This window comes from Streptosporangium carneum, from assembly GCF_027922005.1.
Classification (GTDB): Bacteria; Actinomycetota; Actinomycetes; order Streptosporangiales; family Streptosporangiaceae; genus Streptosporangium; species Streptosporangium carneum.
Map to the genome: position 1 here is coordinate 95,960 of NZ_BSEV01000028.1, position 14,571 is coordinate 110,530.

The following is a 14,571-nucleotide window of genomic DNA, read 5'->3' on the forward strand; positions in this document are numbered from 1 at the left end:
CGGCCCGAAAGGAGCGGGATTCCCGGCCGGAGCCAGGCGGTTCGCGGTTCACAGCCCGCCCGGCGGGCCACCTCATGCCCTGGGGCGGTCAGCGGAGGCGGCGTCCGGGTAAAGACACGTGCAGAGGTAGGACATATTACCGACTGCGACGATGATCCCCTTTGTCTTGCTTCCTAGTGTGGTTGAGAACCCGACCACCAGGGGGGACACCGTGGAATTCGAGCGATTCGATCGTGCCGCTCTGCGGGAGGTCGTCGCCATGAGCGACGAGCTGGGCGTGCTGTCGTTCTATGTGACCGCCTCCCCGCAGGAGGAGTCGTCGGTTCGGCCCGCGTGGCGGATCCGCTTCGGCAACGAGCTGTCCAGCCTGCGGGAACGGGTGACGGCCGACCCCGACCGGACGCGCCGGATGGCCGTGCTCAAACGGCTCGAGGAACTGGAGCCGGACTTCCGGCAGCTGCTCGACCCGTCGGAGTCCGGCCTGGGCCGGGTCATGTTCGCGCCGGTCGGCGACGGCGCCGTGCGGTCCTTCTCCTTCCAGCTGCCGGTGACCGACCAGACCGTGATGGAGTCGACGGCCTACGTGCGCCCGCTGGTCAACACGGTCGAGACCGCGCCGCCCGCGGGTCTCGTCGTGCTCTCCAGGGACGGCCTGCGCATGATCGACTACCGGTACGGCCTGGCCGAGGACATCGGCAGGACGGGCTTCGAGATCCCCGTCGAGGAGTGGAAGCAGATGCGCGGTCCCGCGACCGCGGAGATCGCCAGGTCGGCCGCGACGCACCGCGACAAGTTCGAGCGGCGCGTCGAGGAGAACCTCACCCGGCAGCTGCGCGCCGCGGGCCCCGCGACGGCCGAGGAGGCCCGGCGCCGGGGCTGGCAGACGATCGTGCTGCTCGGCGACGTCCAGCTCACCGAGATCCTGGCCTCCGCGGTCGGCGGCGACGTCATCCAGGTCGACGCGGTGGTCGACTCACTGACCCCGGCGAAGCTCGCCGAGTACGTGGAGCCCCAGCTGCTGGCCGCCCGCACCCGCCACGGCGTCGATCTGGTGAACCGGGCCAAGGACGCCGCGCTGTCCGGCGGGCAGGGCGCCCTGGGGCTTGAGGCCACGCTCGGCGCGCTGAACGACAGCCGGGTGGCGCAGCTGCTGCTGGACGAGTCCCGCGAGTGGAGCGGCGGCCGTACGGAGGACGGGCGGCTCTACCCGCAGGACGCGACCCCGGAGGGGGAGTCGCAGGACACGCTCGTGCGGGACTCCACCATGGGGGAGCGCATGATCGAGCGCGCCCTCGACATCGACGCCGAGGTGATCGTCCTGGACGGTGAGGCGGCGGAGAACCTCGCCGAGTTCGACGGGGTCGCCGCGATCCTGCGCTGGTGAACACCGCGCCCCGGATCCGCCCCGTCCGCGCGGGACGCGGGGACGCGAGCCACAATGGTGAGCGTGACCAGTTCACTGTTGACGCCGTGCGGGCGCACGCGTCCTCGCACCCGGGCGGGAGCCGTTCCGGTCCTGGGGGAGACCGCGCCCACCCGCATTCTCGACTGGGGGCATCCGCGCGTGAGCGCACTGGTCGGACGGGTGACCTCCCGGAACCCCGAGGGGCCGCTCGACCTGCTGAGGATCGCCCACGGAGTCATCGCGCGGACGGTTCGGCCCGTGTACTCGGTCAAGGACCTGAGGCCGGTGTCGGAGACCCTGCGGCGGGGGCGCGGGTCGTGCAGCCAGCGCCTGGCGGTCCTGGAGGCGGTCGCCAGGGCGTCCGGGGTGCCCACCCGGGTGCGTGGCCTGCTGGTCGACGGCGCCATGTGGTACCCACGCTTCCCTCGTCTCCGTCTCCTCGTGCCGGACCGGGTCGTGCTCGCCTGGCCGGAGTTCCGGCTGGCGGACGGCTGGCTCCAGGCGTCGGAGCTGTTCGGCGGCCTGGACGACCTGAGCCGCGCGCCGGGCGGCGGATTCGCCAACGACGGCGGGGAGACTCTGTTCGAGGCGCTGTCACGGACCGCCGTCGACTGGGACGGGGTCACCAGCCCGCCGGGGGCGTGCTCGGTGTGCGACCTGTCGGCGAGGGTCCTGACCGACCTGGGGCGTCACCGCTCCAGGGACGCGCTCTTCGCCGAACACGGCCAGACGCTGTGCTGGGCCGCGAGGACCCTGGCAGAACCCCTCCTCGGCCGCTGGAGCGCGGGCGCCGACCTCCCCCGGTGACGGGCGGGCCGTGCCGCGCGACGGCCCCGAGGCGAGGGACGCCGTCGGCGGACAGCGAGCCGCGATGAGATCACGATCAGGCACCGTGAGACACTCCAGATAGGGCTTGGACTGAGTTTCCGCAGCTCAGGGCAGACTCCGGTGTTGTGATCGAGAACGGGGCGATCTCGGGAGGCGGCCCAGTTACACCCATGTGTTTCGGGGAAAGGACTGTCATGGTCGGTACCACCCCTTCGGGCACCTCCAAAGAGAACCTGGGGCACGTCGTCTTCATCACCGCCGCGGCCGCGATCGGCGGGTTCCTCTTCGGCTACGACAGCGCCGTCATCAACGGCGCGGTCACCGGCATCCAGAAACATTTCCACGTCGGCCCGGTCCAGATCGGGTTCGTCGTCGCGATCGCGCTGCTCGGCTCGGCGATCGGCGCGTGGATAGCGGGTGGCATCGCCGACCACTGGGGGCGCACCAGGACCATGCAGGTGGCCGCGCTGCTGTTCGCGGTCAGCTCCATCGGCCAGGCGCTGCCGTTCGCGATCTGGGACCTGGCCTTCTGGCGGGTGTTGGCCGGCGTCGGCATCGGCATGGCCTCGGTGATCGGCCCCGCGTACATCGCGGAGGTGGCGCCGCCCGCCTACCGGGGACGTCTCGGGTCCTTCCAGCAGCTCGCGATCGTGCTGGGCATCGCGGTCTCCCAGCTGGTCAACTTCGCGATCGCGCAGGTGGCCGGGGGTGACGTCAACAACAAGCTGCTCAGCCTGGAGGCGTGGCAGTGGATGCTCGGCGCCTGCCTCGTGCCGGCCCTGCTCTACCTGCTCTTCTCGACGATCATCCCCGAGTCGCCGAGGTTCCTCGTCGCGGTCGGCAAGACGGAGATGGCGCGCAGGGTGCTCAGAGAGGTCGAGGGCGACAAGGTCGACCTGGACGAGCGGATGACGGAGATCCAGAACTCGCTGCGTCTCGAGCACCGGCCCAGACTGCGCGACCTGCGCGGCCCCTCACTCGGGCTGCTGCCGATCGTCTGGATCGGCATCCTGCTGTCGGTGTTTCAACAGTTCGTCGGGATCAACGTCATTTTCTACTACTCGGCGTCGCTGTGGCAGTCGGTCGGCATCAACCAGAGCGACTCGCTGCTGATCAGCTTCTCCACCTCGATCATCAACATCGTCGGCACGTTCATCGCCATCGCGCTGGTCGACCGGATCGGCCGCAAGCCGCTGCTGCTGATCGGCTCCGCGGGCATGGCGATCTCACTGGCGGTGGCCGCCTGGGCGTTCAGCGCGGGCATTCCCACCGGCGAGGGCGTCAGGCTGCCGTCGATGCAGGGCACCGTCGCCCTGATCGCCGCGCACGTCTTCGTGCTGTTCTTCGCGCTGTCGTGGGGCGTCGTGGTCTGGGTGCTGCTCGGCGAGATGTTCCCCAACCGGATCAGGGCCGCCGCGCTGTCCGTGGCCGCCTCCGCCCAGTGGGTGGCCAACTGGCTGATCACGGTCTCGTTCCCGTCCCTGTCCGCCTGGAGCTTGGCGGGCGCCTACGTCGGATACGCCTTCTTCGCGGTGCTGTCCTTCGTCTTCGTGTGGTTCAAGGTGCGAGAGACCAAGGGGCGCAAACTGGAGGAGATGGGCTAGGTTCCCTCCATGCCCCCGGCGAACCCAGAGCCCCCGAGAGACCGTCGTCCGGCAGCGCGGGAGAGGACCGCGGCGCGGACCGTGCCGCCGACGAGGGCCGAGCTCGAGGCCGCGGCCGGCCTGACTCTCGACGACGTGCTCGGACCGTCGCTGGACGTGCTGTTCTGCGGCATCAACCCGGGTCTGTACTCGGCCGCCACCGGACACCACTTCGCCAGGCCGGGCAACCGCTTCTGGCCCGCGCTGTACCGTTCGGGCTTCACCCCCCGGCTGCTCGCCCCCGCGGAGCAGTGGGAGTTGCCCTCCTACGGGCTGGGCATCACCAACGTGGTCGCGCGCGCCACCGCCCAGGCGGCCGAGCTGTCCCCCGAGGAGTTCCGCGAGGGCGGCGTACGGCTGGCGGAGCTGGTCGAGAAGGTCAGGCCAAAGGTGCTCGCGGTGGCCGGGGTGACCGCCTACCGGACGGCGTTCGGCAGGCCGAAGGCGGCCGTCGGACCGCAGGAGACGGGGATCGGGGACACCGCCGTCTGGGTGCTGCCCAACCCCAGCGGGCTGAACGCCCACTGGACGCTGGACCGCATGGCGGCGGAGATGCGACGTCTACGGGAGTCGCTCACCTGATCGGCTCCCGCGCGGCGGCCGCGTGATCTCCCCGCGTCCGGCGGCGTCACGCGGTCGCCGTGTCCCGCTCCTTGAGGCGCCTCGCCGAGGACCCGCAGGCCGTTCGGAAGGCTCCCGGGGCGCTCTAGAAAGCGCCCGGGTGGTTGATCCGCCGGCCGTGGGCGTGGGCGTGCATGGCGTACATCCGGTGGTGCCTGCGCCTGCGGTGGAACATGCCCGCCACGGCGAGCACCAGCAGGGGCAGAAGCAGGAACTTGAACGTCCAGAACCCGGCGATCGCCACCACGGCGATCAGCGCGACCACCAGCGGGAAGCCCGAGGGGCCGCCCCTGTGGCCCATCCGGCGGCTCATCCGCCGCTGGTGCCGCGCCATGGCCCGCTGCGTCGCCTCGGCGTGCTTGCGGGCCACGAGCTGCTGCACCGCGGGGTTGTCCCACTTGCCCCACGGAGCGGAGTGGTGCCATGCCGCCGGGTCGTGCCAGGAGGCGGGATGGGGCGCCCACTGCCCGTGCCGCCTGCGGCGCCTGCGCTCCTCGAGCTCTTCCCTGTGCCGGTGGTGGCGGCTCCAGGCATGGTCCCACTGCTCCCCGTACTCCTCCCCGCCGCCGGGGAGGCCGCCGTGGCCGTTGAGCCCGGTGCCGTACGGGTCGGGGAGATCGGCGCCCACCGCGGCCAGGTCGCGGCCGGTGCGCGCGGACAGGACCAGTTCGAGACGCTCGTCGAGCTCTTCGTGGGTCAGCCTGCCCTGCGCGTAGTGCTCGCGCAGGGCGTCCATGGCGGCGTCACGCTCGGCGTCTCCGATGCGGAGATCGTCGGGAAACGTCATTGTGGGATCACTCCTCGTCGGGGTCGCCGTCTGCCAGGATCTGGTAGAGCTTGCGACGCGTCTCGATCATGATCTGCCTCGCCTGGCGGATCTGTGCCTCACTGCCGGTCTGCATGACCTGGAGCAAGGCGGACGCTGACTGGCGAGCCAGATCCATCAGCTCCCAGGTGCTCTCGCCGATGTCGGGAGTCATCTCCTCCCACGGGGCGCGGACCTCGTCGGGGTGCTCGGAGACGTAGGCCTGGCCCGCCTCGGTGAGCCGGAAGGACTTGCGCCCGTCGCTCTCCTCGGCCAGCACCAGCCCCTCGTCGGTGAGCTGCTGCAGCGCCGGGTAGACCGCGCCGGGGCTGGGCTTCCATCCGCCCTGACTGCGCTGGGCGATCTCCTGGATGATCTGGTAGCCGTTCCGCGGCTCCTCGGAGAGCAGGGCGAGGATCGCGGCGCGGACGTCGCCCCGCTTCGCCTTGCGCCCGCGCCCGAACGGGCCGCCCCCGCCGAACGGGCCACCTCGCCCGAACGGGCCGCCCCTGCCGAAGTCCCAGGGGAAGGGGCCGCCGGGGAACGGCCCGCCGCGGCGTCCGCCGCGCTCCCTGTGCCGGTGCTCGCGGGGACCGAAGTCGCGCGCGTCGCGGTCATGCGGCCCGTGCGGCCCCGGTGGGCCGTGGTGCCAGCCGGCGGCCATGTTCTTGAAGGCCTCTCTGGCGGCGCGCCTCATCTCGCGCCGGAGGTCGTGCGAGCCCGCGGCGGCCCAGCCGCCCCCCATCGCGTTCGCCGAAGACATGTGGTTACCCCCTTCTGTCGCGACCGTCTTCTGATCGGTCTCGATGGCTCAAAGATATATCGAGAACATTCTTAAGACAACCCTCGCTATCTACGCGCTTCCCCCGCTCTGGTGCGAACCGGCTATTGTGTAACCTTCTAAAGGCTTTAGGGGGTTACATGGCGGACGCTCATCCAGGACGGGCGGTGCGAGCGACGCGGCGGAACGAGACGGCGCTCATCGGGTTCACGGTGGCGACCAACCTCGCCGACGGGGTGGCCAAGATCGCGTTGCCCCTCCTCGCCGTCGAGCTGACCGACTCACCCGGCCTGGTCGCCGGGGTGGGGCTGACCCTGACCCTGCCCTGGCTGCTGGCCTCGCTCCACGCGGGCGTGCTGGTCGACCGGGGCGACCGCAGACGCCTGGCGGCCCTGGCCAACCTGGTCAGGCTCGCGGTCGCGCTGGCCCTGCTCGCCGCCGTCGCCACGGACGCCCTCTCGCTGCCGTCGCTCTACCTGGCGGGCGTCCTCATCGGCCTGGCCGAGGTGGTGGCGAACTCCGCGATCGGCGCGCTGGTCCCCGCCGCCGTGCCGAGGGAGCGACTCAGCCGGGCCAACGCCTGGATCGCGGGGGCGGAGACCGTCGCCAACGAGTTCGCCGGTCCGGCGGTCGGAGGCCTGCTGGTCGGCGTCGGCGCCGCTCTCGCCCTGGGGGCGTCGGCAGGGGCCTTCGCGCTGGGGGCGGTGCTGCTCGCCCTGCTCGTGGGCCGCTTCCGCGCGGCCCCCCGGGAATCCGGGAGTCCGCAGGAGCGGGCGCCGCGCAGGACGCGGGCGGAGATGGCCGAGGGGCTGGCCTTCCTGTGGCGGCACCGCCTGCTGCGCACCATGTCGCTGACGATCGCGGTGCTGGTGGTCTGCTGGAGCGCCTGGCTGGCGCTGCTTCCCTCCTACGCCGTCCGGGTTCTTCACCTCGACCCGGCGGGGTACGGCCTGCTGCTCGGCTCGATCGGCGTGGGCGGCCTGGCCGGCGCGGTGCTCACCGCCGCGGCCAACCGGTTGCTGGGCGTGCGGTGGGTGCTCTTCGCCGACCTCGTCGGCACGGTCCTCATGATGATCGTCCCCGCCGTGTTCCCCGACGCCTGGGCGGTCGGCGTCGCGGCGTTCGCGGGCGGCATGGGCGGCACGCTCTGGACGGTCAACAGTCGCACTCTGGCGCAACTGATCGTCCCCGACCGGTTACTGGGAAGGTACGGCGCGGCCTCGCGCCTGCTGAGCTGGGGCACCCTTCCTCTCGGCGCGGGCCTGGCGGGAGTGTTTGCCGAGGTCACAGGGTTGAGATGGGCTTTCGCGATCTTCGCCGCGCTGGCGGTCGTGCCGGTCGTGCCCTTCCTGCTGACCGTCACCGAGAGCGAGATCGCCGCCGCGCAGCGAAAAAGTGAGGTAGATCACGTAATTCTCGGCCGAATCCGGAACAACTCCTGAGACCTGCACGTTACAAAGGACGTAGACGGGATTCGTTCCGTGTCGGAAGGGCTGGGGGGTGCTTTCGGTACGGAACGGTCCCGTCTGTCGTTCCTGAAGTGAGAGGGCGATCCGCCGGAGATTTTCCGGCGGATCGCCCTTTTTCGTCGAAGCGTGCGGTGGCGGTCACCGCGCGCATCCGGCCGTTAGTCGTCTGGCTGATCCGGGTAGAGAACCATTCGTAGAGATCTGCCCCCGAAAGATCAAACAACGGGGGTGGATTCGAATGAGCATCATGCGAGCCGGCCTGGTGGCCGCGCTCCTGGGAACAGCCGCGGTCGGCGCCGTCCAGCACTCGAAGTCGACGGGCGACCGGCCCGTGAGCTCGGTGGCCAAACGGTGGGGGACACCGGAGGGAAAGCGGGCCGCGAACCGGCAGGGCAGGCGGCCTGGCCGGGCGGGCGCTCGCGACAGGGTCCTGACGTTCGGGCGGGACGGCGCCCAGGGGACGAGGCGTTCCGGCACCTGGAGGATCACCTGGCCCGACCCGGACGCCCGGCACGACAGGGGCTGGGGGGTCAGGCGGCCCGAGAGGCCCGGTCCGAGGTCCTCCGGGAGGCGCGACGGCGGACGCCCCCGGGGCAGGGCGTTCGAGCAGCCGGACGGCCGGAGCGCCCGGCCGTCTCGAAGGTGGACGTTCCTGCCGTCCGAGGAGCGAAGCCCAGGCCGGTCCCGGAGATGGACGTTCGGGCGGTCCGACGACCGAGGCGCCGCACGGCCTCGTGGCCGGGGGTACGGACGCCCTGACGACCGGGGCTCCCCGCGGTCCCGAGGGCGGGAGTACGGACGGTACGACGACCGGGGGACCGGACGGTCTCGTGGCCGGGAGTACGGCCGGTACGACGACCGGGGATACGGCCGGTACGACGACCGGGGATACGGCCGGTACGACGACCGGGAGGCCGGGCGGCCTCGCGGCCGGGGGTACGGACGGTACGGGAACAGGGATTCCCGGGAGCCTCGGAGATGGACGTTCGGGCCGTCCGGCGACTGGGACGCCGGACGACCTCCGCGGGCGCGGGACGACGTCCGGTCCCGCCCGCGGTGGAGGGAGTAGGGGGCGGCGGTCCCGGGTGAGGCCCCCGGATCCCGGGAGGCGTCAACGCCCCACGGCCGTCCTGGAACGACTCGGGAGCGTCCCCCGGTGTTCCCGAGACGGCTCCGGACCCGCCGATCCGTCACGGACTCACACATCCCGGCGCGCGGCGCATCCCATGCCCGGTCGCCCGCGTGACCCACGTCTGCCCATCACCCGCATGGCCCACGCCTGTCCGCGGCGTGCCCGCCCGAGGCGGTGCCCAGTGTTGTGCCCGGGAACGTTCACCGGGTCGCGCGCCGTTCGAAGGCACCGGACATGTCCGTGTCGGCACTCGCCGTACCGGTGCCTGGAAACACCGCGAACGCGGTGGAGGGATACCCGGGCACAGCACTGGAGGAGGTGCTCCGAGGCGATGCCCCGGCGTGGTGTTCCGACGCGGTGTGCCGAAATCTCTCCGCTCCGCCCCGGGGGTTGCGTACGTTTCACCTCGACGTTCCTTACGGCCGACACGCCGATGATGGAGAATGACACGATCATCCGCTTGGGGTGGGCTTTGCCGTACAGTCGACCAACGATCTTGATGGGAGTGTTTGGCCGATGATGGGGCATACGCACGCGCTGACGGGAGCGGTGGCCTGGCTGGGGGTGGCGCCGTCGCTGGCCGCCCTGCCGCTGCTCACGGAGTCCTCGAGGTTCATAGAGACCGGTGTCATGGTGCACGCCCTGACCCCGGCCGAGTTCGTCGCCGGAACGCTGATCTGCGCCGGTGCGGCGATGCTGCCGGACCTGGACCATCCGAGCGCGACGATCGCCCAGACCTTCGGCCCGATCACCTGGGGGCTGAGCAAGGCCGTCGCGTGGCTGAGCGGAGGCCACCGCCACGCCACCCACTCGCTGCTGTTCGCGGTGGCCGCCGGGTTCGGGGCCCACTACCTGGCCAACACCTATCCCATCGGCAGGGACATCCTGGTCGTGCTGCTCATCGGCCTGGCGCTGCGGGCCATCGGCATCGGCGTGCCGGGCAAGAAGTTCGCCTCGGCGATGGTCAACATCGGCCTGACGTTCGGGCTGTTCGTCGTCTTCCGCAGTGACAACGTGGGCTATGCCTGGCTGGGGGTGGCCGTCGCGGTCGGCTGCCTGGTGCACGTGGTGGGAGACTGCTGCACGGAACAGGGCTGCCCGGTGCTCTGGCCGATGAGGCAGCGCTGGCTGCTGCCGTGGAAGATCGGCATCAAGACGGGGCGCGCGTTCGAGCAGAAGTTCCTCGCCCCGGCGCTCTCCGTCGTCGTCCTCGGCCTGCTGTACTTCCGGCTCGTCCAAGCCTGAGCGTACCAACAAGTAACTTGATGTCGAGATATATCCCGCGATATCTTGATATCGAGACAACCGCTGCAACCTGTGGGGACCCGCTGGTTAGGCCTACCTAACCGACTGGGGCACTCCGGCGGTGCGGCAGGATTCAGTTGCGCCCTTTATGTGTGGGTGCGTCAGACATCACAGGGTGAATAAGGGAGGCGAACCGTGTCCGCGAACAGCTTCGGCAGCCGTGACACGCTCCGCGTCGGTGACGCGGCATACGAGATCTACCGGCTGGACGCCGTCGAGGGGTCGGGACGCCTCCCGTACAGCCTGAAGATCCTCTTGGAGAACCTGCTCCGCACCGAGGACGGCGCGAACATCACGGCCGACCACATCCGCGCCGTCGGCCAGTGGGACCCCTCCGCCGCGCCCAGCGTGGAGATCCAGTTCACCCCGGCCCGCGTCATCATGCAGGACTTCACCGGTGTGCCCTGTGTCGTGGACCTGGCCACCATGCGTGAGGCCGTACGCGACCTCGGCGGCGACCCCGCCAGGATCAACCCGCTCGCGCCCGCCGAGATGGTCATCGACCACTCGGTGATCGTCGACTTCTTCGGCGGCCAGGACTCCTTCCAGCGCAACGTCGACAGGGAGTACGAGCGCAACCGCGAGCGCTACCAGTTCCTGCGCTGGGGCCAGACGGCGTTCGACGAGTTCAAGGTCGTCCCGCCGGGCACCGGCATCGTGCACCAGGTGAACATCGAGCACCTCGCCCGCGTCGTCATGATCCGCGACGGCAAGGCCTACCCGGACACCTGCGTCGGCACCGACTCCCACACCACCATGGAGAACGGCATCGGCGTCCTGGGCTGGGGCGTCGGCGGCATCGAGGCCGAGGCCGCGATGCTCGGCCAGCCGATCTCCATGCTGATCCCGCGCGTGGTCGGCTTCAAGCTGACCGGCAAGCTGCCCGCGGGCGCGACCGCCACCGACCTCGTGCTCACGATCACCGAGATGCTGCGCAAGCACGGCGTTGTCGGCAAGTTCGTCGAGTTCTACGGCGAGGGCGTCTCCAGCGTGCCGCTGGCCAACCGGGCCACGATCGGCAACATGAGCCCCGAGTTCGGCTCGACCTGCGCCATCTTCCCGATCGACGGCGAGACGGTCAGCTACCTGCGGCTCACCGGGCGTTCCGAGGAGCAGGTCGCGCTGGTCGAGGCCTACGCCAAGGCCCAGGGCCTCTGGCTGGACCCGTCGGCCGAGGAGCCGGTCTTCTCCGAGTACATCGAGCTGGACCTGGCCACGGTCGTCCCGTCGATCGCCGGCCCCAAGCGCCCGCAGGACCGCATCGCGCTGTCGGAGGCCAAGAGCGCCTGGCGCGCGGCCGTCAAGGACTACGCCCCCAGCATCCAGGGCCCGGCCGACGAGGCGTCCGCCGAGTCGTTCCCCGCCTCCGACTCCCCGGCGATCTCCCACGACGGCAACGGCGACAAGCCGCACGCCCCCGGCGTCAACGGCGACCGTCCCCGCAGGCCGGTCCAGGTCACGCTGGCCGACGGGACGAGCTTCGAGATCGACCACGGCGTGGTGACGATCGCGGCCATCACCAGCTGCACCAACACCTCCAACCCCTACGTCATGATGGGCGCCGCCCTGCTGGCCAGGAACGCGGTGGAGAAGGGCCTGACCCGCAAGCCGTGGGTGAAGACCTCCCTCGCTCCCGGCTCGCAGGTCGTGACCGGCTACTTCGAGCGCTCCGGCCTCCAGCCGTACCTCGACAAGATCGGCTTCAACCTGGTCGGCTACGGCTGCACCACCTGCATCGGCAACTCGGGCCCGCTGCAGGAGGAGATCTCCGCCGCCATCCAGGCCAACGACCTCGCCGTCACCGCGGTGCTGTCCGGCAACCGCAACTTCGAGGGCCGGATCAACCCCGACGTCAAGATGAACTACCTGGCCTCGCCGCCGCTGGTCGTCGCCTACGCCCTCGCGGGCACCATGGACCTCGACCTGAACAACGAGCCGCTGGGCACCGGGACCGACGGCGAGCCGGTCTTCCTCGCCGACATCTGGCCCTCGCCCGAGGAGGTCTCCGCCGTCGTCGCGTCGTCCATCGACCAGGACATGTTCCTGCGCGACTACGCCGACGTGTTCAAGGGCGACGAGACCTGGCAGTCGCTGCCGATCCCGACCGGCGACACCTTCGAGTGGGACCCCGCCTCGACCTACGTCCGCAAGGCCCCCTACTTCGACGGCATGCCCTCGAAGCCGAACCCCGTCACCGACATCGCGGGCGCGCGGGTCCTGGCCAAGCTGGGCGACTCGGTCACCACCGACCACATCTCCCCGGCCGGCGCCATCAAGGTCGGCACCCCCGCCGCCGACTACCTCAAGGAGCACGGCGTCGAGGTCAAGGACTTCAACTCCTACGGCTCCCGCCGCGGCAACCACGAGGTGATGATCCGCGGCACCTTCGCCAACATCCGGCTGAAGAACCTGCTGCTCAACGGTGTCGAGGGCGGCTACACCCGCGACTTCACCCTCGACGGCGGCCCGCAGTCCTTCATCTACAACGCCTCCGCCAACTACCAGGCCGCGGGCATCCCGCTCGTCGTCCTGGCCGGCAAGGAGTACGGTTCCGGCTCCTCCCGGGACTGGGCGGCCAAGGGCACCGCGCTGCTCGGCGTCCGCGCCGTGATCGCCGAGTCCTACGAGCGCATCCACCGCTCGAACCTCATCGGCATGGGCGTGCTGCCGCTGCAGTTCCCCGAGGGCGAGACGGCCGATTCGCTGGGCCTGACCGGCCAGGAGACCTTCGACATCACCGGTGTCGAGGAGCTCAACGCCGGCGGCGTCCCGCAGACCGTCACGGTCAGGGCGGACGGCAAGGAGTTCCAGGCGGTCGTGCGCATCGACACCCCCGGAGAGGCCGACTACTACCGCCACGGCGGCATCATGCAGTACGTCCTGCGCTCCCTGCTCGCCAAGAGCTGACCCCCGCGGGCCGTACTCCGGGACACCCGCTCGCAGAGCCCCAGCCGGGCTCTGCGAGCGAACGGGCGGGACCCCACGGGTCCCGCCCGTCTTTCGTCGGCGGAAGCGGATCATTCCCCGGCGGATAATCGGAAAGTCGTTGTCTCCCGGGCGGAATGTCGGGACAATCCTCCTAACGGGGAAGGGGAGTACCCTCACGCTGCCTGGTCGTCAATACGGCCGACGCCCGGTCAGGCAGGGCCCATTCGCGCACGCGGGCCAGGGGAGACCTTCCAGCTACGTCGACGTGGCTGGAAGGAGAAGCATGCACAGCCACACCCCTCACGGCCTGCGCGTCCGGATGTTCGTCTCGATGGCGCTGCTCGGCGTCGTCTACGCGATCCCGGTGGCCGCCGTCCTCCTGATCGGCGTTCCCTGGCCCGTCGTCGCCGTCCTGGCGGTGCTGACCGTCACCGTCCAGTGGTTCGGCACCGAGTGGCTCGCCAGACAGGCGGCGGGGGCGAGGTTCGTCGACGCGAACCAGGAGCCCGAGCTGCACGCGGTGCTCGACCGGCTCTGCGCGCTCAACGACCTGCCCAAGCCGCGGGTCGCCGTCAGCCTCGACTCCGCCCCGAACGCCTTCACGGTCGGGCGCTCCCGCAGGCACACCACCGTGGTCGTCACCAGCGGGCTGCTGCGGACCCTGGAGCCCGACGAGCTCACCGCGGTGCTCGCCCACGAGATCGCGCACATCCGCCACCGCGACGTCGCGGTGATGACGCTGGCCAGCTCGTTCGCCATCGCCCTGGCCTGGATCGGCCGAAACACCGGACGCACCTTCCTGTACGCGCCCGGCGAGCTGCTCGAGGCCGGCCTGATCGGGGTGGCCGTCGTGGTCGTCGGCGCCTTCGCCGCTCTGCTCGGCGCCCTGGCCCAGCTGCCCCTGCGCGCGCTCAGCCGCTACCGTGAGCTCGCCGCCGACCACGGCGCCGCCGTACAGCTCGGCCAGCCCGCCCTGCTCGCCTCGGCCCTCCTCAAGGTTCACAACCCCGACGTCATCCCCAGAACCGACCTCCGCGTCTCTCGAATCCCCGCCCTCGGCCTCGTCGCCCGCCGCCCCGCCCGCCTGTCCTGGCTGTCCACCCACCCCCCGCTGGCCAAACGCGTGAACAGACTGGAGGCCCTCCTGCGCCGGTAACCCCGTATCCCGATTGCCCTCCGGCCCGACCACGGGCGATCGTCGCCCCATCGGCAAGGGCATCACCGAGCGGGGTCCTCCGGCCACGATGGGGATCGTCATTGAATCGTTTCGCCTTTCCAGGTTTCCCGGAGAGAGGAAAGTCTTTCGAATTTGTTTCCGGCTCCATGTCGAAAACTTCGTCATCGCGATCCGTGACCGCGCATGTGAGAATCGAAAGTGTCGGATGGGCGACTGGTTTCGCGTGATTTCTTCTCTTGGAGATCTTGTGTGTTCGAATGGTCGATGTATATATTCCGATCGTTTGTGCTTGAACATGCCTTGAACCGTCGGCCTGGCCCTGGTCGGGACCTCCCGCGGGATGGGGTGACGCGGGGACGTCGGTCGTCGCGCTGACCGGTTCGGAGGGTGACGGCGTATGCGCCGTGCTGTGTCGTGGCCGAATTCAGTTCGCTGGGTGTTCCTGATGCTCGTGGTCCCCGGGCTGCTGCAGATTCC

General features: G+C 70.3%; 10 protein-coding genes. 8 read left to right on the forward strand and 2 right to left on the reverse strand.

Features of this window, described 5'->3' with window-relative positions; genetic code table 11:
- The first annotated feature begins 211 nt into the window (after positions 1-211).
- The 4 genes from PKF00_RS36895 to mug all read left to right on the forward strand — a co-directional run bounded on the left by PKF00_RS36895 (position 212) and on the right by mug (position 4,458).
- The gene (locus tag PKF00_RS36895; protein ID WP_271222367.1) at positions 212-1,384 is read left to right on the forward strand and encodes a VLRF1 family aeRF1-type release factor; all 1,173 of its coding nucleotides are present in this window, start codon (positions 212-214) and stop codon (positions 1,382-1,384) included.
- A gap of 63 nt (positions 1,385-1,447) precedes the next feature.
- Complete coding sequence (locus tag PKF00_RS36900) at positions 1,448-2,212, forward strand: transglutaminase domain-containing protein (RefSeq protein ID WP_271222368.1); 765 nt, start codon at positions 1,448-1,450, stop codon at positions 2,210-2,212.
- A gap of 215 nt (positions 2,213-2,427) precedes the next feature.
- Entirely contained in the window at positions 2,428-3,837 is a 1,410-nt protein-coding gene (locus PKF00_RS36905) for a sugar porter family MFS transporter (RefSeq protein WP_271222369.1), read from the forward strand.
- Between the two features lie 81 nt (positions 3,838-3,918).
- On the forward strand, positions 3,919-4,458 hold the full coding sequence (gene mug, locus PKF00_RS36910; protein ID WP_271222370.1) for a G/U mismatch-specific DNA glycosylase: 540 nt from the start codon (positions 3,919-3,921) through the stop codon (positions 4,456-4,458).
- A 124-nt stretch (positions 4,459-4,582) separates the two neighbouring features.
- Here mug and PKF00_RS36915 read toward each other — a convergent pair whose 3' ends face one another.
- Both PKF00_RS36915 and PKF00_RS36920 read right to left on the reverse strand, forming a co-directional pair.
- Positions 4,583-5,284, reverse strand: coding sequence for a DUF1707 SHOCT-like domain-containing protein (locus PKF00_RS36915; RefSeq protein WP_271222371.1), 702 nt, complete (start codon positions 5,282-5,284; stop codon positions 4,583-4,585).
- Between the two features lie 7 nt (positions 5,285-5,291).
- The gene (locus tag PKF00_RS36920; RefSeq protein ID WP_271222372.1) at positions 5,292-6,065 is read right to left on the reverse strand and encodes a PadR family transcriptional regulator; all 774 of its coding nucleotides are present in this window, start codon (positions 6,063-6,065) and stop codon (positions 5,292-5,294) included.
- Positions 6,066-6,250: 185 nt separating this feature from the next.
- On the opposite strand from PKF00_RS36920, the gene PKF00_RS36925 reads away from it, so the two are divergent.
- The 4 genes from PKF00_RS36925 to PKF00_RS36940 all read left to right on the forward strand — a co-directional run bounded on the left by PKF00_RS36925 (position 6,251) and on the right by PKF00_RS36940 (position 14,073).
- Complete coding sequence (locus tag PKF00_RS36925) at positions 6,251-7,525, forward strand: MFS transporter (RefSeq protein WP_271222373.1); 1,275 nt, start codon at positions 6,251-6,253, stop codon at positions 7,523-7,525.
- A 1,675-nt stretch (positions 7,526-9,200) separates the two neighbouring features.
- Complete coding sequence (locus PKF00_RS36930; RefSeq protein ID WP_271222374.1) at positions 9,201-9,929, forward strand: metal-dependent hydrolase; 729 nt, start codon at positions 9,201-9,203, stop codon at positions 9,927-9,929.
- 195 nt (positions 9,930-10,124) lie between these two features.
- Positions 10,125-12,896, forward strand: a complete 2,772-nt coding sequence (gene acnA, locus PKF00_RS36935) for an aconitate hydratase AcnA (RefSeq protein WP_271222375.1) — start codon at positions 10,125-10,127, stop codon at positions 12,894-12,896.
- A 304-nt stretch (positions 12,897-13,200) separates the two neighbouring features.
- A complete protein-coding gene (locus tag PKF00_RS36940) occupies positions 13,201-14,073 on the forward strand; it encodes a M48 family metalloprotease (protein ID WP_271222376.1) in 873 nt (290 codons plus the stop codon).
- Positions 14,074-14,571 lie beyond the last annotated feature (498 nt).

Bases quoted from the DNA above. Each gene is read 5' to 3' on its own strand.
- PKF00_RS36940 (WP_271222376.1), top strand. From the start codon at position 13,201: ATGCACAGCCACACCCCTCACGGCCTGCGCGTCCGGATGTTCGTCTCG.
- PKF00_RS36930 (WP_271222374.1), top strand. From the start codon at position 9,201: ATGATGGGGCATACGCACGCGCTGACGGGAGCGGTGGCCTGGCTGGGG.
- PKF00_RS36905 (WP_271222369.1), top strand. From the start codon at position 2,428: ATGGTCGGTACCACCCCTTCGGGCACCTCCAAAGAGAACCTGGGGCAC.
- PKF00_RS36915 (WP_271222371.1), bottom strand. From the start codon at position 5,284: ATGACGTTTCCCGACGATCTCCGCATCGGAGACGCCGAGCGTGACGCC.
- PKF00_RS36920 (WP_271222372.1), bottom strand. From the start codon at position 6,065: ATGTCTTCGGCGAACGCGATGGGGGGCGGCTGGGCCGCCGCGGGCTCG.